Source organism: Rhodoferax potami (genome assembly GCF_032193805.1).
GTDB classification, from domain to species: domain Bacteria; phylum Pseudomonadota; class Gammaproteobacteria; order Burkholderiales; family Burkholderiaceae_C; genus Allorhodoferax; species Allorhodoferax potami_A.
The window spans coordinates 1,429,319-1,453,867 of the sequence record NZ_JAVBIK010000001.1 but is presented as its reverse complement, the minus strand read 5'-3'; the positions used below and the strand labels follow the sequence as shown (position 1 = coordinate 1,453,867).

Annotated in this window: 26 protein-coding genes; 11 read left to right on the top strand and 15 right to left on the bottom strand. The window is 57.9% G+C overall.

What is annotated here, in order from left to right:
* Window positions 1-3: 3 nt before the first annotated feature.
* From RAE19_RS06900 to flgB, 3 genes are read right to left on the bottom strand one after another with little or no spacing between them, the layout of a single operon-like run.
* A complete protein-coding gene (locus RAE19_RS06900; protein ID WP_313874196.1) occupies window positions 4-651 on the bottom strand; it encodes a flagellar hook assembly protein FlgD in 648 nt (215 codons plus the stop codon).
* A 17-nt stretch (window positions 652-668) separates the two neighbouring features.
* Window positions 669-1,073: a flagellar basal body rod protein FlgC gene (gene flgC / locus RAE19_RS06895; protein WP_313874195.1), complete on the bottom strand. Its 405-nt coding sequence runs from the start codon at window positions 1,071-1,073 to the stop codon at window positions 669-671.
* Between the two features lie 28 nt (window positions 1,074-1,101).
* Window positions 1,102-1,542, bottom strand: coding sequence for a flagellar basal body rod protein FlgB (gene flgB / locus RAE19_RS06890; protein ID WP_313874194.1), 441 nt, complete (start codon window positions 1,540-1,542; stop codon window positions 1,102-1,104).
* Between the two features lie 175 nt (window positions 1,543-1,717).
* Here flgB and flgA point away from each other — a divergent pair, with 175 nt between their 5' ends.
* The 3 genes from flgA to RAE19_RS06875 all read left to right on the top strand — a co-directional run bounded on the left by flgA (window position 1,718) and on the right by RAE19_RS06875 (window position 3,293).
* Entirely contained in the window at window positions 1,718-2,446 is a 729-nt protein-coding gene (gene flgA / locus RAE19_RS06885; RefSeq protein WP_313874193.1) for a flagellar basal body P-ring formation chaperone FlgA, read from the top strand.
* A 93-nt stretch (window positions 2,447-2,539) separates the two neighbouring features.
* Entirely contained in the window at window positions 2,540-2,872 is a 333-nt protein-coding gene (flgM, locus tag RAE19_RS06880; protein WP_313874192.1) for a flagellar biosynthesis anti-sigma factor FlgM, read from the top strand.
* Between the two features lie 43 nt (window positions 2,873-2,915).
* On the top strand, window positions 2,916-3,293 hold the full coding sequence (locus RAE19_RS06875; protein ID WP_313874191.1) for a hypothetical protein: 378 nt from the start codon (window positions 2,916-2,918) through the stop codon (window positions 3,291-3,293).
* 59 nt (window positions 3,294-3,352) lie between these two features.
* Here RAE19_RS06875 and RAE19_RS06870 read toward each other — a convergent pair whose 3' ends face one another.
* From RAE19_RS06870 to RAE19_RS06815, 12 genes are all read right to left on the bottom strand, one after another.
* A complete protein-coding gene (locus tag RAE19_RS06870; RefSeq protein WP_313874190.1) occupies window positions 3,353-4,069 on the bottom strand; it encodes an RNA polymerase sigma factor FliA in 717 nt (238 codons plus the stop codon).
* Window positions 4,069-4,863 carry a hypothetical protein gene (locus RAE19_RS06865; protein WP_313874189.1) on the bottom strand — a complete coding sequence of 265 codons (795 nt, stop codon included), beginning with the start codon at window positions 4,861-4,863 and terminating at the stop codon, window positions 4,069-4,071. The genes RAE19_RS06870 and RAE19_RS06865 overlap by 1 nt, the downstream gene beginning before the upstream one ends.
* Window positions 4,856-6,316, bottom strand: coding sequence for a flagellar biosynthesis protein FlhF (gene flhF / locus RAE19_RS06860; RefSeq protein WP_313874188.1), 1,461 nt, complete (start codon window positions 6,314-6,316; stop codon window positions 4,856-4,858). Before flhF ends, RAE19_RS06865 begins: the two co-directional genes overlap by 8 nt.
* A complete protein-coding gene (gene flhA / locus RAE19_RS06855; protein ID WP_313874187.1) occupies window positions 6,313-8,394 on the bottom strand; it encodes a flagellar biosynthesis protein FlhA in 2,082 nt (693 codons plus the stop codon). Before flhA ends, flhF begins: the two co-directional genes overlap by 4 nt.
* Window positions 8,391-9,545 carry an EscU/YscU/HrcU family type III secretion system export apparatus switch protein gene (locus RAE19_RS06850; protein WP_313874186.1) on the bottom strand — a complete coding sequence of 385 codons (1,155 nt, stop codon included), beginning with the start codon at window positions 9,543-9,545 and terminating at the stop codon, window positions 8,391-8,393. The genes flhA and RAE19_RS06850 overlap by 4 nt, the downstream gene beginning before the upstream one ends.
* A 94-nt stretch (window positions 9,546-9,639) precedes the next feature.
* Window positions 9,640-10,275, bottom strand: a complete 636-nt coding sequence (locus RAE19_RS06845; protein WP_313874185.1) for a protein phosphatase CheZ — start codon at window positions 10,273-10,275, stop codon at window positions 9,640-9,642.
* Window positions 10,276-10,277: 2 nt separating this feature from the next.
* On the bottom strand, window positions 10,278-10,667 hold the full coding sequence (cheY, locus tag RAE19_RS06840; RefSeq protein ID WP_313874184.1) for a chemotaxis response regulator CheY: 390 nt from the start codon (window positions 10,665-10,667) through the stop codon (window positions 10,278-10,280).
* A gap of 59 nt (window positions 10,668-10,726) precedes the next feature.
* Entirely contained in the window at window positions 10,727-11,668 is a 942-nt protein-coding gene (gene motB, locus RAE19_RS06835; RefSeq protein WP_313874183.1) for a flagellar motor protein MotB, read from the bottom strand.
* A gap of 18 nt (window positions 11,669-11,686) precedes the next feature.
* Window positions 11,687-12,544, bottom strand: a complete 858-nt coding sequence (gene motA, locus RAE19_RS06830; RefSeq protein ID WP_313874182.1) for a flagellar motor stator protein MotA — start codon at window positions 12,542-12,544, stop codon at window positions 11,687-11,689.
* Window positions 12,545-12,707: 163 nt separating this feature from the next.
* Window positions 12,708-13,247 carry a flagellar transcriptional regulator FlhC gene (flhC, locus tag RAE19_RS06825; protein ID WP_313874181.1) on the bottom strand — a complete coding sequence of 180 codons (540 nt, stop codon included), beginning with the start codon at window positions 13,245-13,247 and terminating at the stop codon, window positions 12,708-12,710.
* A gap of 41 nt (window positions 13,248-13,288) precedes the next feature.
* Entirely contained in the window at window positions 13,289-13,615 is a 327-nt protein-coding gene (gene flhD, locus RAE19_RS06820) for a flagellar transcriptional regulator FlhD (protein WP_313874180.1), read from the bottom strand.
* 321 nt (window positions 13,616-13,936) lie between these two features.
* A complete protein-coding gene (locus RAE19_RS06815; RefSeq protein ID WP_313874179.1) occupies window positions 13,937-15,463 on the bottom strand; it encodes a flagellin in 1,527 nt (508 codons plus the stop codon).
* Window positions 15,464-15,898: 435 nt separating this feature from the next.
* Here RAE19_RS06815 and RAE19_RS06810 point away from each other — a divergent pair, with 435 nt between their 5' ends.
* From RAE19_RS06810 to RAE19_RS06775, 8 genes are all read left to right on the top strand, one after another.
* Entirely contained in the window at window positions 15,899-17,353 is a 1,455-nt protein-coding gene (locus tag RAE19_RS06810) for a flagellin (RefSeq protein WP_313874178.1), read from the top strand.
* 180 nt (window positions 17,354-17,533) lie between these two features.
* Window positions 17,534-18,928: a flagellar filament capping protein FliD gene (fliD, locus tag RAE19_RS06805; RefSeq protein ID WP_313874177.1), complete on the top strand. Its 1,395-nt coding sequence runs from the start codon at window positions 17,534-17,536 to the stop codon at window positions 18,926-18,928.
* A 157-nt stretch (window positions 18,929-19,085) separates the two neighbouring features.
* Window positions 19,086-19,505 (top strand): flagellar export chaperone FliS, encoded by a 420-nt coding sequence (gene fliS / locus RAE19_RS06800; RefSeq protein WP_313874176.1) that lies wholly within the window; start codon window positions 19,086-19,088, stop codon window positions 19,503-19,505.
* A 17-nt stretch (window positions 19,506-19,522) separates the two neighbouring features.
* Window positions 19,523-19,822, top strand: coding sequence for a flagellar protein FliT (locus tag RAE19_RS06795; protein ID WP_313874175.1), 300 nt, complete (start codon window positions 19,523-19,525; stop codon window positions 19,820-19,822).
* A gap of 95 nt (window positions 19,823-19,917) precedes the next feature.
* A complete protein-coding gene (locus RAE19_RS06790; RefSeq protein WP_313874174.1) occupies window positions 19,918-21,846 on the top strand; it encodes a type I secretion system permease/ATPase in 1,929 nt (642 codons plus the stop codon).
* 1 nt (window position 21,847) lies between these two features.
* Window positions 21,848-23,179, top strand: a complete 1,332-nt coding sequence (locus RAE19_RS06785; protein ID WP_313874173.1) for an HlyD family type I secretion periplasmic adaptor subunit — start codon at window positions 21,848-21,850, stop codon at window positions 23,177-23,179.
* Window positions 23,176-23,598 (top strand): hypothetical protein, encoded by a 423-nt coding sequence (locus tag RAE19_RS06780; protein WP_313874172.1) that lies wholly within the window; start codon window positions 23,176-23,178, stop codon window positions 23,596-23,598. Before RAE19_RS06785 ends, RAE19_RS06780 begins: the two co-directional genes overlap by 4 nt.
* Window positions 23,489-24,547 (top strand): TolC family protein, encoded by a 1,059-nt coding sequence (locus tag RAE19_RS06775; RefSeq protein ID WP_313874171.1) that lies wholly within the window; start codon window positions 23,489-23,491, stop codon window positions 24,545-24,547. The genes RAE19_RS06780 and RAE19_RS06775 overlap by 110 nt, the downstream gene beginning before the upstream one ends.
* Window positions 24,548-24,549 lie beyond the last annotated feature (2 nt).

Below are 24,549 nucleotides of genomic sequence, written 5' to 3'. Positions count from 1 at the left end.
GGGTTAGAGAATGGATTTGATGGCGCTGTATGCGACTGCCGTGCGGCCTTTGAGCTGGAGCGACATGGCTCCGTTTTCTGTGCCGACGGCCGTTACGGTGTCGCGGGCAAGATCGGTGCTTTTGACGGTGTTTCCGCCTTGGGTCGCGTTTACCTTGAAGTTGACACTGCTCAGGCCGCTGTATTTGGAGGCGTCCCACTGGAAGTTGCTCTGGCCTGCCGGCAATGCGCCAAGGTTGATGGTTTCCAGCAATTGGCCGCCAGCGGTCTTGATGTCGATCGTGACTTTGTCTGCCTTGCTGGCCAGATTGATGGCACCCTTGGCTGTGCCGCCGTCGATCGACAGGGTGTTTGACTCCACGAGGACTCCATGCCCCACCATGCTGGCACCCTGCAAGACCTGCATAGAGGTGAACTGGGCCGCCATGCTTTGCATCGTGGCGTTGAGCTCCTGGATGCCGGAGACCGTGTTGATCTGTGCGATCTGGCTAGTCATCTGGGCGTTGTCCATCGGGTTCATGGGATCCTGGTTGTTGAGTTGTGCCACCAACAACTTCATGAATCGGTCTGTTTGCTCTTGGGCGCTGACGGTTCCACTCGATATGGCGCTGGTGCCGGAGAGTGCGGTGTTGTTACTGACTGCAGTAGCCATGGTGAGCGTCCTTGAATTTATTGACCCATCTGCAGCGTTTTGAGCAGCAGACTCTTGGCCGTGTTCATGACTTCCACGTTGTTCTGGTACGAGCGCGACGCAGAAATCATGTTGACCATTTCTTCGACGGGATTCACGTTGGATTGGGTGACGTAGCCTTCTGCATCTGCCGAGGGGTGCATCGGGTTGTGCACTTTGCGCAGGGGCTCGTTGCTTTCCTTGATGGCGTTTACTTTGACGCCTGCCGAAGCCTCCGAGCCCATGGGCACGGTTTCAAACACCACTTGGCGGCTCTTGTAACCCTGGCCGTCCGGGCCTGCTACGGCGTCCGCATTGGCCAGGTTGCTGGCCACGACGTTGAGGCGCTGGGACTGTGCGCTAACGGCACTGCCGCTGACGTTGAAGATGGAAAACATGGACATGGAGGGTCTCCTCTGGCTAATTCAGGGCTTACTGGCCTTGAATCGCGCTCAAGATTGTTCGGGAAGAGCCGTTAATAAAACGGAGCGTGGCTTCATAGCGGACGGAGTTGTCGACGAAGTTGGCACGCTCACGGTCCATATCCACACTGTTGCCGTCCATGGCGGGCTGTGTCTGGAGCGTGTAGGCAAGCCTGCTGTTGTCGCCCAACGTGGAGCTGTCAATGTTGCTGATCGGTATGTGGCGGGCATTGGTTGTGCCGTCACCGTTGGGGCCGCTAGAGGGAGTGGCCATGGGAAAAGCAGGGCCGGAAGTCGCTTCCGCCATGGCTTTTTTGAAGTCAAAGTCGCGGCCGGAATATCCGGGCGTGTCGGCGTTTGCGATGTTGCTGGCGATGACGCGTTGCCGCTCTGCGCGCAGCACCAACCCCTTTGATTGGAAATCTAAAGCATTGGTTAGTTTCGAAAACATAGATACCTCAACGGTTGATCGTCGGGTCCCAGCAAGCGGGCCGGCCGGTGACGTGGGGCAATTATGGGAAAAGCTTTAATTCTTGAGCTTTGGAATAAGGCGCTGAAAGCTGTGTATTTGCGGGCTTCTTCGTGGGCGCTGCTTCCTATAGTTGAAGCAACTTCTGGAGCCCCCTATGCCCGTAATTCGCACCTCTCTCCAACCCGCGCAGGCCCTGTGGATAGCGTTGGTTGCTTGCGCGGCTCCTGTATTTGCGCAAGAGCAGGTGGCACAGGGAGTGCAGGCTCTTGCGCAGCAATGGGCGGTTGAGGCGGTGCAGAAAAGCCAACGCGCTGAGCCGACGCCTTTGCGGATGGACGTCACCGTAGGTGCTCTCGATGCGCGTGTGCGCTTGGCGGCATGCGGCAACATGGAGGCTTATGTGCCACCGGGTGCGCGACTCTGGGGGCGCAGCCGCGTCGGGGTGCGTTGTGTGGACGGCATCAGCCGTTGGAACGTCACGCTGCCGGTCACTGTGCGGGCACTCGGTGAAGCGTGGGTCGTAAAAACTCAGCTCGCGGCGGGCACGGCAGTCACGGAGAGTGATGTCACACGCGGCGAGGTTGATTGGGCTGAAGAGCAGGGCGCGATCCTCACGGACCGGGCGGCCTGGTTGGGGCAGACAGCGTCCCGCGCGTTGACGACCGGACAAGCGCTGCGCCAAGGCATGTTGCGGCAGGCCCAGGTTTTTCAGGCGGGGGCTACCGTCAAAATTGTGGCGCAGGGCCCCGGCTTTCAGATTTCCAGTGAGGCCCAGGCGCTTTCCGCTGGGGTGGTGGGGCAGCAGGCCCGCGTCAAAATGGACAACGGTCGGGTGACATCGGGGACTGTGCTGGATGTGCGTACAGTCAAAATAGACCTTTAGAGGCGAAAATCGTGAAAATAGCCCTAAAGTTAGCCCGAACCCGACCGATAAACATCGTACGAGGCTACGCTTACCGTAGTTTTGGAGAACGCGATGAAAATTGGTCAACCCTCAGAATTACCCGCTTCCGTATCTACTACGGTGTCCGGTGCTGCCCAAAAGGCTGCGCAGAGCAGCAATGCGGCGGCCAATGCGAACACCAACGCCACTCAGAGCACCCGGTCCGCCGGCGTGGCTGTGACGGTGTCGACTGCGGCGCGCGCTTTGGAGAAGCCCGAGCGCAGCGAGGCTTCGGACGTCGATCTCGCCAAAGTGGAGTCGGTGCGGGCGTCTATCCAGGACGGCACGTTTTCCGTGAATGCGGAAGCGATCGCCGACAAGCTGTTATCCAACGCGCAGGAAATGCTGAACCGAACGACCCGGTAAGTGCGTGCCTCCTGCGTATCGCCATTGATACGAGGGGGACCCCATGAGCACCATCCAACCTGACTCTTACTTCGATGCGCTGGAGGTCCAGTTCAACGACCTTGCACTCGCTGTTGCAACCGGCGACGCAGAAACCTTGCCGGCTTTGTCGGAACAGATCCAGAAAACAGCCGTCAGTCTTGCCGGGGTTTGGCAGCAATGGCAGCGCCAAGGCTTGGTAGAGCCAGGCATTGCAGAACGTGTCAAAGCGTTGGCCGAGGGTTTGCAAATAGTGCGTTCTAGTTTGTTGCGTCGTGCCATGTTGGTGGAGCAAGCGTTGAACCTGGTGGTACCTGCTTCCGTGGATCCCACCTATGCGGGGGGCGGTTATTACGGCGCAGGCCCCAAATCTTCAGGACGATTGGCAGCGGTAAGTGCCTGAAGGCCTGCCGAGCTTAAAAAAAGGGCCTCACGGGCCCTTTTTTATACAGTTCATCCACCTTAGTGTGATCGCATTTTGGCGCGCAGCCTGGCAATCGATTGGCTGTGCAACTGGCATACCCGTGACTCGGTAACGTCCAGCACCGCTGCGATTTCTTTCAAATTCATGTCCTGTTCGTAATACATGCTCATGATGTATTGCTCTCTTTCGGGGAGCCCCTTGATGGCGTCGACCAACGATTGCCGCAGGCGCTGATCGCGCAGCATGTTGAGCGGATCTGCATCCTGATCAGCCACATGGCGGTCAAGGTAGGTGTCATCGTCTTCATTGCGACGGGACATGTCTTCCAGATATACCAACTGGGTGCCCCGCACTTTGCCCAGCAGGGACTGGTAATCCGCGAGAGACATCCCCAGTTCTGCGGCGATCTCGGACTCTGCAGGGCTGCGCCCGAGCCTGTGTTCCAGGCGGCGTAACGCAGTTTCAATTTCTTTTTGGCTTTTGCGGGAGCCGCGTGACATCCAATCGTTCTCGCGAAGCTCGTCGAGCATGGCGCCGCGTATGCGTTGGGTGGCAAAGGTTTCGAACTGAACACCTTGGGATGCCTCGTAGCGGGACAAGGCATCTGACAGGCCGATAAGGCCCACCTGAATCAGATCATCCACTTCAACACTTGCCGGTAGCTTGGCCATCATGTGATGGGCCAAACGTCGTACCAAGGGCTGGTACTGTTTGATCAATGCGGAGCGGTCGAGCTGCCCTTTGGCGGTGTACATCAATGTCTCCCTGAGGCTGCTAGGCTGCTAAAAGACTGACGATTCTGTTGGGGGGGCGCATAGGCCCAGCCCGTTTCGAGCGACATGGCGTTTTCCAGCAGGCCCAGAGCCAATCGCTCAATGGACGGCGACGGGCGCTCATCCCCCATGGGTGCTGTGATGTGAATCGGAAACACGTCGTAGTTCAAAAAGTACTTGGCGCAGTCGCTCAAGCTGGTGGGTGTGGTGGAGTGGGCCTGGGCGGGCTTTGAAGGATCCACCATATTCACAATAGTAGGCTCAACCTTGGCTTTGAGCAACAAGCGCTTGAGGGCGAGGTACGTGGTCAGCAATGAGGTTTTTGCTGCAGACATGGCCAACAGCGGGCGTATCTGGCTTCCCTTGATAAGCGGGGTCAGGCTGTGTGCGTTGGCATAAATGATCACTACGCTTTCAAGCGGAAAAAATGAACCGCAGTCACCAAGCCCCGGGCCGCCGTGTCGGTGGGCCGCTGCCAGGCTTTGGAGCCCCAGACCCGCAGGAAGAATGCTCCAGGATGGAGCTTCGGTTCCCGTGCTCTGGGTGAACGTGAAATTCAACAATTGCTCTAAGCCTGGGTTGTCGGTCGTTTCCAGTACCGACCCGTCCAGGACCGTCACGGTGTAGCCGAATCCGACCAGTGCGGCGCACACCCGCAGCAGCAGTGGGAGTTCTGCCTGTTCATCTCCATGGCTCACCATGGCCAACAGTTTCGGCGTTTGAGGGACGGCAAAGTCCATCAAGCCGGCGGCCTGATTCGGGGGGCTTTCAAGCATTCATACGCCCCTTGTGTGCAGTGGTGTTGGCTGGTTGGCTGAAGAAAAAGCCCAGATCGGTCGTTTTCGGGTCGTAGGCAGAAGCCCCCGTGCTCCGCATGGAGGTGCGGACCAACTTGCTGGCAACTGCAGCTTCCCAGTCTTCGGGGACGCGTTGACCAGTAGTGGTGCCCCGCAACATCAATTGGTGGCGAATGCAGGCATCGATGGAGGGTCCGAGTTTGACCGCTTCATCGGTCTTCGACAGGATGACTTGCTGTGTTTCTCCGGTTTTGAAGCAGGCCACAGCTTCGTCCATGGTGTCCCCATGGCCTCCGGCATTCAGAACCAACAGGCGTTTGATCTCCGGAAGGTCGAGCAACTCCAGCAGCTCGCGTTTGCGGGGGTCCCGCGGTGCGATGCCGGTGGTGTCAATCAACACCATTTTTTTGTTGGAGAGGAGGCCCAGCAAGTCTTGCAAGGCCGCTTTGTCATGGGCGAGGTGGGCCACTACGCCCAGCATCTTTCCATAAGCCCGCAGTTGTTCGTGGGCGCCTATGCGGTAAGTGTCCAAGGTGATCAGACCTACGCTGCCGGGGCCATGGGTCCGCGCGCACAAGCCCGCGAGTTTGGCCGCTGTGGTGGTTTTGCCCACCCCTGTGGCACCCATGAGTGCAAACACGCCACCCTCTTCATGGAGTGCCGGAATGGCGGCATCGGTATGCAGGTTACGTTCCAGCACGTCCATCACCCAACGTACGGATTCGGGTGCATCCATGTCATCTGGCAAGCGCTCCAAGATCGCCCGTGACAGCGTCGGCGAGTAGCCGGCCCGGATCATCTTGAGCATCATGTTGGACTGGATCGGATTTTGTTTCGCTTGACCCAACCAGGTGAGGGTGTTGAAACGGTCCTCGATCAGTTCCTTCATGGCGTGCAACTCGTCCATGACGATTTTGTTCACTGCCGGCGCTTGCGGCGCGGGCGCGGTTTGCCGCACGGGGGCCGCCCGCTTGGGCTGCGACTCGATGTCGATCGCAATGCGCTGTGTCAAAGTGGGTTGCGGGCGCTCGAGCGGCACGGGCGCCGGGGTGGGCATCGGCATGGAAGTCACTTCGGGCTGCAAGACAGGGATCTGCTGTGCCTCGGCCCGGCGGCGCAACATGCGCTCCCGCACGTAGTCTTGGAAGGAGAGGGTGCTCATTGCCAGCTGCTCCGCGTCCTCTTCCACTTTGCTTGCCACTTCGCGGTAGCTGGGGGGCTGCTGCCGTTGTTGAGGGCTTCCACCCGAGCGGGCGGCGGTGCGACTGACTGCCGCGTCGAGGGTGGCCAAGCTGTCTTCAGCGGTGGCAACGACTTCTACGCCATTCGCTGTTGGGCGGTTGGACAGGATAAGGGTGCCCTCACCAAAGGCCTGGCGGGCCTTGGCTAACGCTTCGCGTGAGGTGGCGGCTGTAAAGCGTTGGACGTTCATGATGTGGCGCCTCTCAAAATCGGACCGATACGGATAGTGTGGGTTTCTGGAATTTCACTGTGACCAAGCACTTGCAAGCGGGGTGCGACGCGGCGGACCAGGCGGGAAATCGCGCTGCGGATCTGGTCTGGCACCAGCAGGCAGGCTGGTACGCCCACCTCTTCTTGCTTCATCGCTGTTTCTGCGGCATTACGGCTGAGCATGTCGGCTACGCCCGGATCCAAAGCAGATCCGGATGCACTGCCCAAGGCTTGCACCAACAGCCGCTCAAGGCCGGGGTCGATGGCGATGACATTGAGTTCACGTGTCGGCCCGTAAATCTGTTGAACGATGGCGGGCGACAGTGCCACGCGAACACGCTTGGCCAGCTCAGCAGGGTCTGTAGTAGAGGGGGCATGCTCTGCAATCGACTCGATGATGGTGCGAATATCCCGGATGTGCACCGACTCATCCAAAAGCAGCTGCAGCACCTTTTGGAAGACGGCAATCGACACCATCTTGGGGACGACCTCTTCAATGAGTTTAGGAGCCAGTTTCGCCACGTGTTCCACCAGTTGTTGTGTTTCTGTCCGGCTCAAGAGCTTGGAGGCCTGGACTTGCATCAAGTGTGACAAATGGGTTGCCATGACGGTCTCAGAATCAACCACCGTAAATCCGGCCATTTGTGCGGCTTCCTTCTGGCGTTCATCGATCCAGTGTGCGGGGAGTCCAAACGCGGGGTCGGTGGTGGCAGTGCCGATTAGCGGGGTGGTAATACCACCGGGATTGATGGCCAGGTAGTTGCCGGGAAATGCTTCCCCCTCGCCGACGATGACGCCGCGCAGTGTGATCCGGTAAGCGCTGGGCTTGAGCTCCAGGTTGTCCCGGACGTGTACCGATGGCGGCAGGAAGCCCACCTCTTGTGCAAACTTACGGCGCACACCTTTGATCCGGTTCAGCAGGTCGCCCTGGCGTGTTTTGTCCACCAATGCAATCAGGCGGTAGCCCAGTTCCAGGCCCAGTTGATCCACCGGCTGCAGGTCATCCCAGGTGGCGTCGCCGTCGCCAGTGGGGGCCGCAGGGGCTGTATCAGCTTCAGTTGGAACCGGTTTGTTGCCAAGCACCCAAGCACCGTAGGCGAGCACCGCGCCAATGCTCAAAAACACAAAATGCGGCATGTTGGGGATCAAGCCCAAAATGATCATGATGGCCGCAGTGATACCAAGCACCTTGGGGGACACAAACATCTGGCCCACGATTTGTTTGCCGATGTCCTTGTCTTTGCCCACCCGTGACACCACCATGGCAGCGGCCACGGAAATCAGCAAGCCTGGAATCTGAGCAACGAGCGCGTCACCCACTGCCAGCAGGATGTAAGTGTTGGCTGCCTGGGATGCACTCAAATCGTGTTGCAAGATGCCGATGGCGAAGCCCCCGAAGATGTTGATCAGCAAAATCAAAATCCCGGCAATAGCGTCGCCCCGTACGAATTTGGATGCACCGTCCATCGAGCCAAAGAACTCGGCTTCCTCGCCGATTTCAGCACGGCGTCGTTTGGCTTCTTTTTCGTCAATCAGGCCGGCGTTCAGGTCGGCATCCACCGCCATTTGTTTACCGGGCATGGCGTCCAGCGTGAATCGTGCCGAAACTTCTGCAATCCGCTCAGAGCCCTTGGTAATCACGACAAAGTTGATGACCACCAGAATCGCAAAAACGATCAAACCGACCGCAAAGTTACCACCGATCAAAAAATGGCCGAAGGCTTCAATCACAGCGCCCGCAGCACCCGGCCCTGTGTGGCCCTCGAGCAGCACAACCCGGGTGGAAGCGACGTTCAAGGAAAGGCGCATCAGGGTGGTCAGCAACAACACCGAGGGGAAAGCGGCAAAGTCCAGCGGGCGGATCATGTAGGCAGCCACCATCATCACCATCAATGCCACTGCAATATTGATGGTGAAGAACATGTCCAGCAACAGCGGGGGCATGGGAAGCACCATCATGGCCAGAATAGCGACCACAAGCATAGGCGCTGCCGCGCCTTGCATCACCCCAGCATTGGAGGCGTACCACTGCTGGAAAGATTTGAGTTGGGCGTTCATAGGTTGGATGCCTTCACGGTCTTGGACAGGGGGTCGAGTTCAGGGGGCACGAAGGGCTGCGGCACTTCGGAGGGCATGACGCCTTCGCCCCGCAGAGCTGCGCGCAAGCGATAGACGTAGGCCAGAACCTGGGCTACGGCGGTGTACAGGGTTGCCGGAATGTCCTGGTCAAGCTCGGCGTTGGCATACAGTGCCCGCGCCAACATGGGCGACTGCAGTACCGGGATCGAGTGCTGCTTGGCGACATCGCGAATCCGCATAGCCAAAAGGTCTGCACCTTTGGAGATGACGCGGGGAGCCCGCATCGTGGCTTCGTCATAGCGGATCGCGACGGCAAAGTGGGTCGGGTTCATCACGATGAAGTCCGCTTTGGGCACGGCACCGACGCTGCTCTTTTGCGCCATTTCGCGTTGTTTCTGCCGGATCTTCCCTTTGAGCTGCGGGTTACCGTCGGTCTCTTTGCCTTCCTCTTTCACCTCTTGGTGCGACATCTTCATCTGGTCTTTGTGCAAGAAAAGTTGCAGCGGTACATCGACCATCGCGGCGAGAAGAATGACCAATAGCATCAGCCCGAGACCGCTGACCATCCACTTCATGAGTTGAGCAATGGCCGCCGGTGAGGGCTGCAACAACATGGCCGCCATTTCTTGCATGCCGGATTTGAGGAAGCCCACCGCGATGGCGAACAAGATGCCCGTCATCAACATCATCTTGGCCGTGTCGAGGAACTTCTTTTTAGAAAAGAGATTGGCAAAGCCTGAGAGCGGGTTGAGCCGCGAAAAATCGGGCATCAAGGGCTTCAGACTCTGAACCCAGCCTCCAGAGGCAACAGCCGACAAAATGGCAGCTGTCATGACAATCGCTGCGAATGCGACACATCCGGCCGTACCAATGATGCTGGCATCACCCAAGCGTTGCACCATGGTTCCCGTCCGGCGAACCGTGTCCGCATCAAAACTCAGCTGCTGGATCATGCTGAGTTTGAGCTGTTCAAACAAAATGGGGGAGAGGGAGAGAACGGCCAATGCGCCCGCGCCGAGCACCCCCAAGTGGGTCAGGTCCTGCGAGCGACTGACCTGGCCGTCGTCACGTGCTTTTTTCAGCTTCCTTTCGGAGGCCGGTAAATTGCGATCTTGACTGCCTTGTTCCATGGTGGTGAGACTCTTTCGTTCTCACCATTGTCGCGAGCACCCTCTGAAACTAAAGGGTGAAAAGAAGGGCTTTCTGCCCCTTCATCCGGTCTGTTTAGAAGCCGAGACTTGCCAGCAAATCGTCCACTTGCGACTGATCGGTCACGACTTCCTGGTTGGATTGACCATCGACCACAGGCCCGGCAAGTGCCGGCACATATTCTGACGGTGGTGCTGCTTTGGCCGCGGCTTCGGGCGGGGCAGTTTGTAGCAACAACAACACCAACTGCTCTTCAATCGTTGCTGCCAGATTGACGACTTTGGCAATCACCTGACCTGTGAGGTCGTGAAAATCTTGCGCCATCATGATCTCGGTGAGGTGTCCGTCCACCTTTTTGCTGGCTTGGTCTACATCGTTGATGAAGTTCATCACGTGGCCCTTGGCGACTGCCGCCACGGGATCTTTGACGATGAGCTCGCCGATGCGGCGTGTTTCTGCTGCAATAAAGTCGTGCTGTTCTTTGGCCTGGTCTACCTGGTTGAGCACTTTTTCAGCAGCCTGACCCGTTAATCTTGCGATGTAGGACAAACGGCTTTTGGCATCTGGCAATTCGCCTGCCCAGTCCTTCACTTTGTCAGCGAGCCCCAACCCGTTCAACGAGTCATGCAGCTGCCGCGTCAAAGCGCCTAATTGCTGGTGGACTTCTACCGTGCTGAGTGTCGGTGTGGAGGGAGTGGGTTCGGTCGACATGATTATTTCAATCCCATCTTGGTGAGAATATGGTTGACCTTGTCCTCCAGGGTGGCCTTCGTGAAAGGCTTGACGATGTACCCCGACGCGCCTTGCTGGGCCGCGAGCACGATGTCTTCTTTACGGGCTTCTGCCGTCACCATCAGAACCGGAATATGTTTGAGTTTCTCGTCTTTTTTGATTTCAGCGAGCAACTGGAACCCGTTCATATTGGGCATGTTGATATCGCTGACCACAAAATCAAAGGTCGCGTTGCGCAGTTTTTGTAGAGCCGCTACACCGTCTTCCGCCTCATCGGCGTCAGCGTAGCCGCTTTCTTTCAAGAGGTTACGCACGATACGTCGCATGGTGGAGAAATCGTCAACGATGAGAAAGCGCAATTCTTTAGACATAAATAACCTTTGACCGTACGATTTTTGATTTTAACGAGTATGACTGAATTTTAGAGATTTCATGGACTGGCTTTTTTGCTTTCCACCACGGGCTCGGCTGTTTCCACCTCATTTTCCAGTGGGATCGCCGCTCCGCTCAACAGCCGTTCCTCGGCCTCTTTGGTCATAACCAAGATACTAATGCGCCGGTTTGCGGCACTCAAGGGGTTTTGCGGGTCTGCCAACAAACTCGAGGCCATCCCGACCACTCGCGCCAACTTGTCTTCGGGCATCCCGGCCGCAATCAATTCGCGGCGACTGGCATTAGCCCGGTCCGCGGAAAGCTCCCAGTTACTGTATCCGCGTGCTGCATTCCCGTAAGGGGTTTGATCGGTATGGCCGTCCAAGCTGATTTTGTTGTCTATATCAGTTAAGGTTACCCCGATTTCCTTCAGGATCTCTCGCATATAGGGCTTTACCGCTGAACTGCCGATGTCGAACATGGGGCGGCGCTGGTCGTCCACAATTTGGATCAGGAGTCCGTCCGGTGTGATCTCAAGCTTGATCTGCGAGCTGAACTCCGCCATCTTCGGGTTGCTCGATATGCTGCTGGCGATTTTCGCGGCCACGGCGGCCAAGGTTTGGGCATCTTTTTTTGCCCGTTCAATTTTGCGCTGGTCGCCAGCGCTCTTCTTGGCTTTGGAGTCGGTGCCCTCACCCCGTTTGGATTGTCCGGCGGACTGGGTTAAGTCGTTGCCTCCGCCGGTAATGATGCTGTTGCTGGCACCCGCGCCGGCACCGCCTTGCAGTGCTACTTTGAGTGGCGATTGGAAATAGTCGGAAATGCCTTTCTTGTCGCCCTCTGTGGTGCTGCCAAGCAGCCACATCAACAAGAAAAAGGCCATCATGGCCGTCACAAAGTCGGCGTACGCAATCTTCCAGGCACCACCATGCGCGGCGTGGCCGCCCTTCTTCACCCGCTTGATGATGATGGGTTGGAGTTTCTTGGCGTCTCCGGCCATGCTCAGAAGCTCCTGCTTTTATTTCTTTTTGACATGCGCTTCCAGTTCGCCGAAGGTCGGGCGCTCAGTGGAGTACAGCACTTTGCGGCCGAATTCGATGGCGGTGGAAGGGTTGTAGCCTTGCATGCTCGCCAGCAACACGGTCTTGATGCACTGGAGTTCTTTGCCGGCCTCTTCGTTCTTTTGCTCCAAGAGCCCTGCGAGTGGCTCTGCGAAGGCGTAGGCCAGCAAAATACCCAAAAACGTTCCTACGAGCGCCGAGCCGATCATCCCGCCCAACACGGCAGGCGGTTGGCCCACGCTGCCCATGGTTTTAATCACCCCCAGCACCGCAGCCACGATGCCGAATGCAGGCAATCCACCCGCCACACGTTGAATGGCAGATACCGCAGCATGTTCTTCGTGGTGGTGTGTTTCGATCTCGCTGTCCATGATGGACTCGATTTCGTGGGCATTCAAGTTGCCCGAAACCATCATGCGCAGATAGTCCGTGATGAATTCCACCACATGGTGGTCGGAGCCCACGGTCGGATACTTCTTGAAAATTTCGGACTGTTCGGGCTCTTCGACGTCTTTTTCGATGGCCATCAGCCCTTCTTTACGGGCCTTTTGCAAAATGTCGAACAACAAAGCCAACAGTTCCATGTAGCGGGCTTTGGAGTACTTGCTCCCTTTGAAGCAAGCGCCTAGCCCCTTCATGGTGGCCTTGATGACCTTCATCTGGTTGTTCACCAGAAACGCGCCCACCGTCGCGCCTCCGATCATCCCCATTTCCCAAGGCAGTGCCTTAATGATGGGACCCACATTTCCGCCGTGAGCGATAAAGAGCCCAAACAGCAGACCGAGCGTAACAACCCAACCGATGATTACAAACATAGTTTCATTGTGACAGGGAGGTCGTGGGCCTCAAGGGTTGAACAGCGGGGCTTTTCGGGCCCAGTACGATCATATCGCCCGCAGTAGCCCATGGTTTGACTATGTCTTCAAATAGGCTTGGTGCTCAATAGATATATGCACTAAGTGCTATCAAATTAGTAGCTTAGTGGAGCAGTATGCCACCGGTGGAAGCACCTTTTCCGGCGCGGGCAGGGGGGCTGCAGAGGCCGCACTCAAAATGACGCGAGTTTTCATAGGCTTCAGAAACAAAGTGCCCACCGCACTTGGAGCACTTGGTCATGGACAACATATTGTTGTCAATGAACTTCACCAAGCGCCATGCGCGGGTGATGGACAACAAAGGCTCCACTCCGCAGGCGGAGATTTGCTCGGTATAGAGGCGGTAGGCCGCCATGATGGCGTCGATGTCCTCCATGGCGCTGACCTTGGTCAGGTACTCATAGGTGTTCTGGAAGAGAGACGCGTGGATGTTGGGCTGCCAGGTCAGGAACCATTCGGTCGAGAAAGGCAGTTGGCCTTTGCTCGGTGAGCGGCCTGCCACTTCTTTGTACAGGCGCAGCAGGCGTTCATACGACAACTCGGTTTCGCTCTCCAGCACTTGCAGGCGCGCGCCCAGCTGAATCAAAGACACTGCGCGTTCCACTTGCTTGGAATCGTTCAAAACACTTTTCTGGGTTGCCATGGTGCTGCTCCTGGACTAAATCGGTTCGGGCTTGGGTGGGGTCAGACGGCTTCTGCGAAGCGGCCGGCCATCAGGATGCTGGCGTGCAGCTTGGTGGTGGCGTCGTTGTCCACTTTGTTGACCGAGTGGTTGGTCAGTAGGTTCCAGACGATGTCGTCATCGACACGGAAGCGGCACAGCAGCATGTTGCCGGAGGCAATGCGCATGATCTGGGCGGGGGAGAGTGCGCCGATCATGTCGGCAGCTTCTTCCGACATGCCCAAGCGGAACAGGGCTTCGGCTTTGTCTTGACGGATGAGAGTTTGCGCCAGCATGAGGTAGGTCATGTTGGCTTCGCGGATCTCGGCGAGGATTTGTTCGTTACGCATGATTCAGCTCCTGAGTGGGGGCGATTCGTTTGAATCACCATGGAGCGAATTCTGTGCGGGGGGGCGCAGAACTTAAATCGGAATTCGTCTAATCCGCGTGTCAGTGCCGTCGGAACACTGTGTAGGAAAAATGCCTACATGGTCCGGATCACGACAAAGAGTGGCTCGCCACAACGGAGTGGCACTGCACCTTTATCGGCACGCGAGTTACAAACTAAAGCACGGAATGCAAGTGGAGCGTGTGCAGGCCCGCTCGCTGGAGCGCGCGTTTGCACGGCGTAATTCAATGAAGCGGCCTAAGCCGGGGAGGGCCCCCCCGCCTTAGCCCTTCAACAACTGCAGCACGCCCTGTGGCAACTGGTTCGCCTGGGCCACCATCGCGGTGCCTGCCTGTTGCAGGATCTGGGTGCGCGAGAGGTTGGCGGTTTCCATCGCAAAGTCCGCGTCTTGAATACGCGAACGTGAGGCGGACAGGTTTTCGCTGTTAGTTTGCAAGTTCTCGATCGTCGTCAGGAACCGGTTTTGCACCGCACCTAGCTGTGCGCGGTTGGCACTGATGGATGCCAAAGCGCCATCCACCACCAGCAAAGCTGCGTTGGCGCCCTCTTGGGTGCTGATGTCGATTTTTGCGACGGACGAGAGCGCACTACCCTGGCTTCCACCGGCGATCAGCGTGCCTGTGGCGTCGGTGCTGGTTACGGTGAAGCCTGTTGATGAGTTCAAGGCGACCTTTCCGCCCACAGCAACAGCCACATCGCTGGTGGGTGGGGCTGGAGTGCCGCCTGTTCCAGGCTGAAAGGTCACAGGGGTCAAGGTGTCTTCACCTACCACGGTTGCACCTGTCAAACCACCGGTAACCCCCATATTCAGAATTTTGATGTCATCGCCTTCTGCTTGGGTGAGCACTAGGTTGCCGATTTTGTCTGCTACTGCTGTGATGCCGGTAGAACCGCTCTGCGCGTTGATGGCTTGCGCCAACGGGGCAAGATCAGAGACGTTATTTATAGTGGCAGAAACAGTAATGGCGGGTTCTGGCGGCAAGTTGCTTCCTTGCAGCTGGAATTGCACGGAGCCGAGCGATACGTTAGAGATCGTGGCTTTCGTTGTCGCAACTGCGGTCACCCCACTGAGTGCGGTGAAGGCATTAATCGCAGTAGCGACGGCTTTGGCGCTAGTGCCGTCGGCCAGAGTGCCCGATGTAGGAATGGTGTTAACCGTGCCATTGCCGGCCAATGTCAGTGTTTGAGACAGAAATCCGTTGGCGGTGCCGGCCAAGCTGGGGCCAGCAGCGGCTGTGGCGATGCTGGGCGCTGCGGTCTTGGAGCTTACGGCGTTGTTTCCCATGTCTACCGCCCGCGCGCTGGTGACACTGACCCCAATGGTTTGATTGGCATTCGCTCCCACTTGGAACTGTTGGGTCGTGTAACTGCCGTCCAATAATTTCAAGCCGTTGAACTCAGTTTGGCTGCCCACGCGAGAAATTTCTGTGGTGAGCTGCATCACTTCTTGTTGCAACGCGAGGCGGTCGCTGGCGCTGTTAGTGCCGTTGGCGGACTGAACTGCCAACTCACGAATGCGTTGCAAGTTGTTTGATGTGCTGCTCAGCGCACCTTCAGCAACCTGCGCCAGAGAGATTCCGTCGTTGGCATTCCGAGCTGCCTGGTTCAGGCCGCGAATCTGCGAGGTCATGCGGTCGGTGATGGCCAAGCCAGCCGCGTCGTCTTTCGCGCTGTTAATGCGCAAACCGGACGACAGGCGTTGCATGGAAGTTGTCAACGATGCTTGCGTCATCGACAAGTTGCGCTGTGCTGTCAGCGACTGGATGTTGGTGTTGATGGTTGAGGCCATTGCGAAACTCCTAAAAAGAATGAACCGGCGTCGCCGCCGATTGCAAAGCCTGCGTACCTGCAGACAATCAGTAACGATGGGATGAATTCTGGAGATTCGCGTTTTGCGCAAAAACGCGATAAGCGGCCGGAAAAGCGCCCATATCCATTCGGATCTAGGAATCTTTATAGGGGTAAACCCTTGGTTCTGGAAATTAATGGGCAAAGGCCCGGCTAATCCATTTTTCCGGCCAAAACCAGCGTGTTATGCGCAGGCCGTTGCGGAATCACCTAAAGTTTTTTTGAGAACTCCCGAAAACAAAACCAACGGGTTCATAGCGGACTCGTCGTCCGGAAGGCATCTCCTGGGGTGCGCCGGTCATGGTGTCAGCAGCAATGCTGGCGTTGAGATCGGCATTCCGCCGGATTAAGTGAGTCTTTTTTAGGAGTTACCAAAATGGCTTCCACCATCAATACCAATGTCAACTCGTTGACCGCCCAGCGTAACCTCACCGGTTCGCAAATGTCTTTGTCCACTTCCATGCAGCGTTTGTCTTCGGGCCTGCGCATTAACAGCGCCAAAGACGACGCGGCTGGCTTGGCCATTTCCGAGCGCTTCAGCTCCCAGATCCGCGGCTTGAACCAAGCCTCCCGCAATGCCAACGACGGCATCTCCTTGGCGCAAACCGCTGAAGGCGCTTTGTCCTCCTCCAGCAACATCTTGCAGCGTGTGCGTGAGCTGTCTGTTCAATCTGCCAACGCGACTAACAGCGCCAGCGACCGCAAGGCGATTAACGCAGAAGCCAATCAGCTGATTGCTGAACTGGATCGCATTGCTACGACCACACAGTTCAACGGCAAAAACCTGTTGGACGGTACGGCCAGCACCTCGGTGTTCCAAGTGGGTGCCAATGCCAACCAGACAATCACAACGACCACAGGTAACTTCCGCACCAACACATACGGCGCACAAATCAGCCAGTCAACCAGTATTGCTGCGGCCGCGACTGCAACGTCAATTGCCGGTGCAGTGGTCATCAACGGTCAGAAGAGCGCCACTGTGACATTGACAGCCACTGACACCGCTGCAACTGCTGCTGCTGCGATCAATGGCCAGTCGGATCTCACAGGTGTATCGGCCACAGCACGCAACATCTCCGAACTGAAATTCACGACCACCACGGGCACAGTGGCCTTGGATGTCAAAGGTGCGAACACCGACACGGCAGTGAGCATTTCGTTCACAGTGGCTGCAAGTGACGCGAACGGCTTGGCCGGTGCTGTCAATGCGTTCAACGATGTGTCTGGTACCACCGGTATCACTGCAGAGTTGAATGCGGCCAAGGACGGCATTATTTTGCGCAGTTCCGCGGGTGACAACATTGACATCAAGAACAACTCGGTCACTGCCGTCGCTACCTTGGCAGCCCAAGACAATGCATTGACTACGCAGCCGGGCTTCGGTACTGCGGCATCCATGGCAGCGGCTGGCGGTACGGCTGTCACAGTCGGTTCTGTAGAGTTGAACTCTGAGAAAAGCTTCTCTATCGGCACCTCTGCCTCTGCGCTGTTTACTGCAAATGCTGCATCGTCATTGAGCGCCGTCAACAAGATTGACCTGACTACCGTTGAAGGCGCAACATTGGCTCTGAAAATTACGGATGCGGCACTCGCCACCGTGAACGGACAGCGTGCATCCTTCGGTGCGATTCAGTCCCGGTTTGAGTCCACATTGTCCAACTTGGCAGTCACCTCTGAAAACGCAAGCGCTTCGCGCTCCCGTATCCAGGATGCTGATTTCGCAGCAGAAACCGCGAACCTCTCCCGTGCGCAGATCCTGCAGCAGGCCGGTACCGCGATGGTGGCTCAGGCCAACCAGTTGCCCCAGGGCGTGCTGGCTCTCTTGCGTTAACTCTTATCCAAGCGGCCTGCGGGCCGCGGTGGGGAAGCCAAGGCGACAACCGTTCATCCGGTTGTCGCTTTTTTTATGGATGTCGCACTTGAGTTTGGCCGGTGATTGCCGATTACTTAAGCCTTTAGAGAATGATTTGCCTCACCATAATCGTGGTTGGCATCAGTCTGGAGGTCAGGTATGGCGATTTCATCAACGGGTTTGGGCAGTGGCTTAGATGTCAGCAGCATCATTTCCCAGCTTTCCGCTTTGGAAAAACAACCGCTGAAGGCCTTGCAATCCAAAGCGACCAACTTGCAGACCCAGCTCTCTGCGGTGGGGACGATTCAATCGCAGATATCGTCCGTGGTGAGCGCAGCCACCAAACTCGGCAGTGTGTTGAACTGGAAAGGTACAACCGCCACCTCGTCCAACACCGCCGCACTTGGCGTTACCGCCGCAACGGGTGCCGCAGCTGCCACGTACAGCGTTGAAGTTCAAAAACTGGCGAAGGCGCAATCGGTATCCCTGCCGACCGGCCCGACTGCGACCCCGCTCCCTACTGCAACAGAGCAAATCGGCGCAGGCACTCTGAGTATTCAGGTTGGCACCAAAGCGGCGGTGGACATCACGATCAACTCCGGTGAGGGAACACTGGCGCAAATCGCCAACAAAATCAACAGTACTTCGGGTCTGGGGGTCTCCGCCAGCGTTTTGACTGATGGCTCGGGCAAAGTGAACCTGATTTTGCGGGCGACTGACACAGGCATAGCTGGCGCCTTCAACGTAACCGTGACAGAGGGGGCTGGCGTTGGCAGCAATTTGTCGCGCCTGGCCACCGCCAACATGACGCAAAACCAAGCTGCACAAAACGCCGAGGCAACCATCAACGGCGTGGCGGTAACTTCACCTAAAAACACGTTGACCGAAGTTCTGGGTGGTTTGACGCTGAATCTCAATCAAGTCACTACTGCGCCGGTTGAGGTGGTCGTAGCCAAAGACACTGGATCGATCAAGAAAAACATTGAAGAGTTCATCACAGCCTATAACACCCTCAATGCAACTTTGTCCGATGCGACGGCCTACGATGCATCCAGCAAAACGGCCGGCCCCCTGCAAGGCGACTCTGTTACCAATGGATTGCAAAGGGCATTCCGCGGGTTGCTCAGCTCGGTCAACAACACGGGTTCGACGTTTTCGCGGTTGGCTGATGTCGGAATTACCGCGCAACTGGGCGGTGCCCTGAGTTTGAACTCCACCAAATTAACTGCCGCGTTTTCTGATGTTGAGAATGTTCAAAAGCTATTCACCAACTTCGGCGGCACTGATAGCACCAACGGTTTCGGGGTGCGGATCAAAGATTTTGCGAATGGCCTGCTATCTGCCTCCGGGGCGGTCACCAATAAGACCAATGCGGTGAAGAAAGCGATCGACAACAACGCCACCGAGCAAACCAAGATCAGTAACCGCGCTACCTTGGTCGAAGAGCGCCTGAAAAAGCAGTACACCGCACTGGACACCAAAATGGCGAGTCTGACCGCCTTGAACGCCTACGTGGCACAGCAAGTAACCACCTGGAACAAGTCAACGGGCTGAAGGCTGAGGTTGAAAATGAGGCTCTGCCAGCGCGCCTATTGTCGCAATAGCTATAAAAAGAATAGCAACGTGAAGCCGCCTTTATTTCCTGAGGATAAAAACTTGATTTGTCGAGGCAAGTGCCGATAACTAAAGCATCTCCTCAAGGAATTGCAGCATGTTTACCTCCGTCAGCTCCCGCTCCGCCTCTGCCTACAAGCGCGTTGGCATTGAGACCAGTGTTGACAATGCAGATCCCCACAAGCTGGTGGTGCTTCTGTTTGATGCACTGCAGCAAACTCTGGGCAGTGCCCGCGTAGCCATCCAAAATGGCGACATTCCAAACAAATGTAAACACATCAACCACGCCATTCGCATTCTTGAAGAGGGCTTGCTGGCACCGTTAAATCTGCAAGAGGGCGGCGAACTCGCACAAAACTTGCACGATCTGTATAGCTATTGTGTGAATCGGCTCACGATGGCCAATATTCGCAGCGATGCCGCGGTCATCGAAGAGGTGCAGCGCGTTATGGAGCCTGTGGCGAACGGCTGGAAGCAGATCAATGGCCAAGGTCCTGCATACTTGCAGCCCGTCTGATGCGCGGGGAATTCGCCATGACACAAATGCTGATCGACTTTTACAAAGCCATCGAGGACAGCAGCGCCAAAATGTTGGAAGCCGCCAAGGCTGAAGACTGGGATGGCGTGATGCGCTTCGAAGGTGCTTGCGCAGTGCTTATCGAGCAACTTCGCCAACGGGCCCGCAGCGAAGAGCTCGACGCCGCCGCCAAGGCAGAGAAAACGCGCATCATGCAGCGTATTCTTCACAACGATGCCCAGATCCGCTACTTGGCCGAGCCTTGGCTCGCGCACTTTGAGCAGCGTTTCGAAGGCCAGCGCCAGTTTCTGCACTAGAAAACCGCGGTTTTTCAGGCGCTGTTTCGCGCCTTGGCTCAGGGGTGCGTACGTAAGATGGTGGCCGAACCGGCTCTATCTGTACCCACCCCCTCATGGCTTCCACCCCTTCTGCACCCCCTGACGAGCTGAGGCACGCGCTGCGCCAGCTCCGCACGGCGTTTGTGACGGTGGCGGTGTTCAGCGGGTTCTTGAACCTGATGATGTTGGCGCCTTCGCTGTACATGATGCAGGTGTATGACCGGGTGCTGGGCAGCCGCAACGAAACCACCTTGCTCGTCCTCACCTTGTTGGTGGTGGGTGCCTTTCTGTTCATGGCAGCGCTGGAGACTATCCGCGCTTGGGTGCTGGTGCGGGTGAGTGCCCGGCTGGACCATTTGATGGGCCTGCGGGTTTTGGGCGCGACCTACGAGCGCATGCTCCGCCAGCCCGGCAACAGCAGCACCCAACCCCTGCATGACCTCACGACCCTGCGTCAAACACTGACCGGCCCGGGTTTGATCGCCATATTTGATGCGCCTTGGGCGCCGCTGTATCTCTTGATCATTGCGTCTTTCTCTACGGAGGCTGCGGCATTCACGTTGGCCGGGGCGCTGGTGCTGGTTGCCATCACCTGGCTGAACCAAAAGCTGGCCAAAGCCGCCTTGGACGAGGCGCAAAAGTACAACATGCAGTCCCAACGCGAACTCAGCAGCCACCTGCAAAACGTGGAGGTCATCGAAGCCATGGGCATGTTGGGCCCGATTCAGCGCCGCTGGCAAGGGCTGCACACCCAAGAAATCGGCTTGCAAGCCCGCGCGAGTGACCGCGCAGCTGTTATGGAGAGCTTGACCCGCTTTGTGCGCATGGCCATGCAGTCTTTGGCGCTAGGGTTGGCGGCGCTGTTGGTGCTGGACGGGCGGATGACCGGCGGCATGATGATTGCGGTCTCGCTGCTGACCAGCCGCGCGCTGGCGCCGGCCGAGGGGCTGGTGGGCAATTGGGCCTCGCTAGCCGCAGCGCGCAGTGCCTATCAGCGATTGCGGGAGATGCTGCAGGCCTTTCCATCACGGCCTCAGTCCATGTCGTTGCCCGCGCCTAGCGGGCAGGTTGCTTTTGAGAATGTAGTGACTGCCGCACCGGGTGGGCGTGCGGCCATCCTGAAGCAAATCAGTTTCCAAATCCAGGCGGGTGATGCCGTTGCCGTCATCGGTGCCAGTGGCGCGGGCAAATCGACTCTGGCCCGCTTGCTCGTGGGGATCTGGCCGGCACTGTCCGGTACGGTGCGGTTGGACGGTGCAGACTTGTTTCGTTGGAACAAGCAGGAGCTGGGCCCTTTTATTGGGTACCTTCCTCAGGATATTGAGCTGTTTGATGGCACGGTGGCCGAGAACATTGCCCGGTTTGGCGACATCGACCCCCAGCAGGTCGTTGTGGCTGCACAGCGGGTGGGTTTTCATGAGCAAATTCTGCGGCTGCCCCAGGGCTATGACACGCCGGTGGGCGCAGCAGGTGCGGCATTGTCCGGAGGGCAGCGTCAGCGTATTGCCCTTGCGAGAGCGCTCTACGGCGACCCGGTGCTGGTGGTCCTGGATGAGCCCAACTCCAACCTCGATGACGCCGGCGAAAAAGCACTGACAGACGCCATCAAAGACCTGTCCTCACGCGGTCGGACCTCGGTCATCATCACCCACCGGCCGTCGGCGCTGGGCGCTGCCAACAAATTATTGGTCTTGCGAGAAGGCACTGTGGCGGCTTATGGGCCGCGTGAAGAGGTCTTGGCTGCACTCAATGGCCGGCCGATGGAGCCGCCGCCGGCACCTCCGGCGGCCGCCAACTCCGCAGGCCCGCCGCGCGGAATGACTCCTCCAGTGCTGGTGAACCGCCAGCCGCCTGCAGTCACTGCGGCACCCGCTGAAGCAGCTCCGGCGAAGCCTGTACCTGCCGCTGCAACTGCTGCGCCTCCGGCTCCGGCTGCTCCTGCTCCCGCAGCCCCCGAGGGAGCAAGTGGCATGCCGCCATTCAATCTGAAGTTCGGTGATTGAGATGAGTAGCACGCTCCAAAACGCCCCCTTCGGCTCTACGGTATCGGTGGACCTGAATGATGCCCGCCCCATCCGCTGGGGCTGGCTGTTACTTTTATTCGGCTTTGGCGGCTTTATGGCCTGGGCCACCATGGCGCCCCTTGATGCGGCGGTGACCTCGTCGGGCACCGTAGTGGTCAGCGGCAGCCGCAAGTTGGTGCAGCCCCTGACAGGCGGCAAAGTAGCGGAGATTTTGGCGCGGGATGGCGCCCAGGTGCAGGCGGGGCAGGTATTGGTCCGGCTGGATGACACCAGCGCCCGCGCACAACTCAGCATCGTGCAAGGGCAGTGGCTCGTTGCCTTGGCCACCCAAGCACGCCTGGAGGCCGAGCAACAGGGGCGATCGACGATCGATTTTCCCCCCGCCTTGCTGGAGCTGGGAGAAGACACACGGGTGATGGAGGTCATGGCCTTGCAAAGCCGTTTGCTGGAGTCCCGCAGGCAGTTGCGGGCGAACGAACTCCAAAGCATGGAGGCCGCCTTGCGCGGTCTGGAGTTCCAGGTGCAAGGGCAAGAAGCCGCCAAGTACTCCAAGGAGTCGCAAAGCCGCATGTTGCGTGAAGAGCTGCGTAACCAGAAGTCTTTGGCGGACGATGGCTTTTTCCCGCGCAACCGGGTGTCTGAGCAAGAGCGCTTGTACGCCAGCATCCAAGGCGGCGTGGCGGAAGACCTTAACAGTGCGGGTAAAACCCGGCAGGCGATTGCCGAGGGGCGTGCCCGCGTAGCTGCACGGCAGCAAGAGCAGCGCAAGGATATCGAGTCCCAGTTGTCAGATGTTCAGCGCGAAGCGGCGACGCTGGAGGGCCGGCTGCGCGGACTGGAGTTCGAGGTGCGCAACGCCGAGGTGCGGGCCCCTGTGAGCGGAACAGTCATGAGCTTGAGCGTCCACACCGTAGGGGGCGTGGTCAGCAATGGCATGCCTTTGATGGAGATATTTCCAAAAGACGATGTCTTGCGCATCGAAACCCCTCTGGCTACCCACCTGATTGACAAAGTCAAGCCGGGCATGGAGGTGGGAATCTTGTTCAGTGCGTTGAATCAAGCTACCACGCCAAGGATCGAAGGCCGCATCGTGCAGGTCGCTGCCGATGCCGCCACCGATTCAAGGCAGAATGCCAGTTACTTCAAGCTGGTCATCGAAGTTACACCCGATGGCATGCAAAAACTGCAGCGTCAAGAAGTCAAGGCCGGCATGCCGGCGGATGTTTTCATCAAGACAGGGGAGCGCACCTTCATGAGCTATCTGCTCAAGCCACTGACGGACCGGATGCACCGGGCACTCATAGAGCCATGACACGTTCGCCCCTTACGCCCCATACCTTGCGTCGTGTTGCGCTGATCGGTCTGGCCCTCTGCGCGGTCTGGCCTGCGGTGCACGCCGGCGAGTTCGAAAAAGCCTACCGTGCCGCGCTGGAGAACGATGCCCGCTTTCAGTCCGCCAAAGCGACCCTGGCATCGGGCCAACAGGCCTTGCCATTGGCACGCAGCGGGGTGCTGCCCACGGTCAATGCGTCTATTACTGACACCGTAGTGCAAGGCACCCAGCAGTACGACGTCAGCCGGCAGCAGTGCCAAAACCAACAACCTGGATTACCGGGCCCCGGTGCAAAGCATCAACTTGCGTGCGCCCTTGCTCAACCTCGAAGGCACGGCACGGGTCCGCCAAGCCAATGCTCAGGTTGGCAATGCCGAGGCTACTTTTGTGGCCCGTAAGGCAGAGCTTGTGGACCGTTTGGCGGTGGCCTATTTGCAGAGGATGTTGGCAGAAGATGCATTCCTCTCGCTGCATGCCCAAGTGCACGCCACGGTGGCCCAGCGCAACCTGATGCGCCGTCGGTTTGAACAGGGCGAGGGTACCCGTACCGAAGTGGCCGAGGCCCGCGCGAACCTGAGCCTGACGCTGGTGCAGTGGGCAGACTCCAAAAACCAGATGATGAGTGCCCGGGACACCCTCGAGGCCATGACAGGCGTACCTCAGCCTTTGGTGGTGCGGCTCGAAGACGAATTTTCACCACCGCCGCTGGTGCCTGCGGGTCTGCAGGAATGGCAGGACAAGGCGGTGAGCGCCAACCCAGATGTGCAAGCCAAGCGCTACCTGGTGGAGGCTGCCGATGCCCTGGTGGCCCGCAGTAATGCCGGCCATATGCCGCGTCTGGATCTGGTTGCCAGCGTGTCGAACAGCCGGAATGAGTCGATCAGCAGCTTGAACCAGTCGGTCAATCAAAGTGCGATTGGCTTGCAGCTCAATATCCCGATCTACAGCGGCGGTGCCGTCAAGGCCGCGGTGACGCAGGCGCTGGCCGAAAAAACCAAGGCAGAAGCCGAGTGGCTCAACGAGAAGCGCAACCTCGAGGTTGAAGTAAGCCGCCTCTACCAGATCATTCAAACGGGCAGCTCCAAGTTGCTGGCCTACGAAGATGTGCTCGATGCCAGCCGTGTAGCGCTGGAGGGCACGCTCAAGGGTCAGGCTTCCGGCTTGCGCACCAATGCGGATGTGCTCGAGGCCGTGCGCAAGGTGTTCCAGGCACAGCGCGACTTGGCCCAAGCCCGCTATGACCATATCTTCCAGCGCTTGCGCTTGTTCAACAAGGCAGGCGTGCCGGCGGACTCGGTGGTGTCTTACATCGACGAACTGCTGAGCCCCAACCGCGGCACCCCCTGACC

Bases quoted from the DNA above. Each gene is read 5' to 3' on its own strand.
- RAE19_RS06900 (WP_313874196.1), bottom strand. From the start codon at position 651: ATGGCTACTGCAGTCAGTAACAACACCGCACTCTCCGGCACCAGCGCC.
- flgC (WP_313874195.1), bottom strand. From the start codon at position 1,073: ATGTCCATGTTTTCCATCTTCAACGTCAGCGGCAGTGCCGTTAGCGCA.
- flgB (WP_313874194.1), bottom strand. From the start codon at position 1,542: ATGTTTTCGAAACTAACCAATGCTTTAGATTTCCAATCAAAGGGGTTG.
- flgA (WP_313874193.1), top strand. From the start codon at position 1,718: ATGCCCGTAATTCGCACCTCTCTCCAACCCGCGCAGGCCCTGTGGATA.
- flgM (WP_313874192.1), top strand. From the start codon at position 2,540: ATGAAAATTGGTCAACCCTCAGAATTACCCGCTTCCGTATCTACTACG.
- RAE19_RS06875 (WP_313874191.1), top strand. From the start codon at position 2,916: ATGAGCACCATCCAACCTGACTCTTACTTCGATGCGCTGGAGGTCCAG.
- RAE19_RS06870 (WP_313874190.1), bottom strand. From the start codon at position 4,069: ATGTACACCGCCAAAGGGCAGCTCGACCGCTCCGCATTGATCAAACAG.
- RAE19_RS06865 (WP_313874189.1), bottom strand. From the start codon at position 4,863: ATGCTTGAAAGCCCCCCGAATCAGGCCGCCGGCTTGATGGACTTTGCC.
- flhF (WP_313874188.1), bottom strand. From the start codon at position 6,316: ATGAACGTCCAACGCTTTACAGCCGCCACCTCACGCGAAGCGTTAGCC.
- flhA (WP_313874187.1), bottom strand. From the start codon at position 8,394: ATGAACGCCCAACTCAAATCTTTCCAGCAGTGGTACGCCTCCAATGCT.
- RAE19_RS06850 (WP_313874186.1), bottom strand. From the start codon at position 9,545: ATGGAACAAGGCAGTCAAGATCGCAATTTACCGGCCTCCGAAAGGAAG.
- RAE19_RS06845 (WP_313874185.1), bottom strand. From the start codon at position 10,275: ATGTCGACCGAACCCACTCCCTCCACACCGACACTCAGCACGGTAGAA.
- cheY (WP_313874184.1), bottom strand. From the start codon at position 10,667: ATGTCTAAAGAATTGCGCTTTCTCATCGTTGACGATTTCTCCACCATG.
- motB (WP_313874183.1), bottom strand. From the start codon at position 11,668: ATGGCCGGAGACGCCAAGAAACTCCAACCCATCATCATCAAGCGGGTG.
- motA (WP_313874182.1), bottom strand. From the start codon at position 12,544: ATGTTTGTAATCATCGGTTGGGTTGTTACGCTCGGTCTGCTGTTTGGG.
- flhC (WP_313874181.1), bottom strand. From the start codon at position 13,247: ATGGCAACCCAGAAAAGTGTTTTGAACGATTCCAAGCAAGTGGAACGC.
- flhD (WP_313874180.1), bottom strand. From the start codon at position 13,615: ATGCGTAACGAACAAATCCTCGCCGAGATCCGCGAAGCCAACATGACC.
- RAE19_RS06815 (WP_313874179.1), bottom strand. From the start codon at position 15,463: ATGGCCTCAACCATCAACACCAACATCCAGTCGCTGACAGCACAGCGC.
- RAE19_RS06810 (WP_313874178.1), top strand. From the start codon at position 15,899: ATGGCTTCCACCATCAATACCAATGTCAACTCGTTGACCGCCCAGCGT.
- fliD (WP_313874177.1), top strand. From the start codon at position 17,534: ATGGCGATTTCATCAACGGGTTTGGGCAGTGGCTTAGATGTCAGCAGC.
- fliS (WP_313874176.1), top strand. From the start codon at position 19,086: ATGTTTACCTCCGTCAGCTCCCGCTCCGCCTCTGCCTACAAGCGCGTT.
- RAE19_RS06795 (WP_313874175.1), top strand. From the start codon at position 19,523: ATGACACAAATGCTGATCGACTTTTACAAAGCCATCGAGGACAGCAGC.
- RAE19_RS06790 (WP_313874174.1), top strand. From the start codon at position 19,918: ATGGCTTCCACCCCTTCTGCACCCCCTGACGAGCTGAGGCACGCGCTG.
- RAE19_RS06785 (WP_313874173.1), top strand. From the start codon at position 21,848: ATGAGTAGCACGCTCCAAAACGCCCCCTTCGGCTCTACGGTATCGGTG.
- RAE19_RS06780 (WP_313874172.1), top strand. From the start codon at position 23,176: ATGACACGTTCGCCCCTTACGCCCCATACCTTGCGTCGTGTTGCGCTG.